This window comes from Rhizobium sp. SVR5-2C (assembly GCF_056755115.1).
On sequence record NZ_JBNDHT010000289.1, the window covers coordinates 1 to 1,319 of the forward strand.

Below are 1,319 nucleotides of genomic sequence, written 5' to 3' on the forward strand. Positions count from 1 at the left end.
TGGAGTAGCCCCCAAAAGACCGGACATGCTCAGGTTTGAGATTGCGAGCTGATGAACTCGCGCGGCGATTGATATCCTAAAGCACTGTGCGGGTGAAGATTGTTGTAATGCTCGAACCAGAACGGCAGTTGAGCGATGACGGTTTCAGCATCCGGGGTTGGATTGACCGAGACGTAATCGCGCTTGAAGGTTTTGACGAACGCCTCGGCCATACCGTTCGATTGTGGGCTTCGCACCGGTGTCGTGCAAGGTTCCATGCCGATCTCGCGGAGCAAGGATGCCGTGTCCCTAGCGATGAAGCAGGAGCCGTTGTCGGTGAGCCATTCGATGGGCTGGGATAGCGCGTTGATGCGGCCGAAGCGGTTCTCGACAGCGGTGATCACGAGGTCCTGCACGTCTTCGCTCTTGATGCCCTCCGTGGTCGCGACATGGGCGATTGCCTCGCGATCGCAGCAGTCGAGGGCGAAGGCGACACGGACCTTCTCCTTGTTGTCGCAGCCGATCTCGAAGCCGTCGGAGCACCATCTGACGTTCGAACGCTCGACGGCGACCTGGCCGTCGTGAAGGCGATCATCAACGGCTCCGGTATGGCGCACCAGCAGCAGATTATGCAGCTTCATCACCCGGTAGACACGCTTGGCGTTTGGCCACGAACGCCCCAATTTCCGGGCATTCCGACGCAGGATGGCATGGACACGCCGATAGCCGTAGGTGGGCGTATCGGCGATGACGGCCTTGATGTCCTCCACCAGCTCGCGATCAGGTAGTGGCGGGCGTCCTCTGGCTCTGGAAGGGCAGCCTGCGGCACGCGCGGCGATATTCGAGCGGGCGACACCTAGAGTTTCGCAGACGGTCTTCATTCCAAAATCCCCCTCGGAAGAGAGAGCGAGCGCAACAGATGTTTTTTTGGGCCACCGGCGATTTCGAGGGCTTCCTTCAGGATTTCGCTCTCCATCGTCTTCTTGCCCAACAGGCGTTGCAATTCCTTCACCTGAGCCTGAAGAGCTCGGTATTCGGAAGCCGGGACGACCTCCTCTTCGGCGGCCGTCGCCGTCAGTGCCCCTTGGGACGCTAGCTTGCGCCAGGCGAACAACTGGTTCGGCTGGATGCCGTGCCGACGCGCGACGATGCTCACCGTCGCGTCCGCCTCATAGGTCTCGTGGATGATCGCCAGCTTCTCTGCCGTGCTCCAGCGCCGCCGACGTTCCGGCCCGGCGAGGACTTCCATCTTAAAATTGCTGCTAGTCATATTACCAACATTACTCCTACCCACTTAGCTAAGTGGTGGAGCATGTCCGGGCCTTTCGGGGGCTAATTCA

General features: G+C 59.8%; 1 protein-coding gene. It reads right to left on the reverse strand.

Annotation, left to right across the window (positions count from 1 at the left end; translation table 11 throughout):
• Window positions 1-29: 29 nt before the first annotated feature.
• A protein-coding gene (locus tag ACPYOI_RS35685) for an IS3 family transposase (RefSeq protein ID WP_368514772.1) occupies window positions 30-1,249 on the reverse strand; the annotation gives its coding sequence in 2 pieces (ribosomal slippage) (window positions 30-913 and window positions 913-1,249; 1,221 coding nt in all).
• Between the last annotated feature and the right edge of the window lie 70 nt (window positions 1,250-1,319).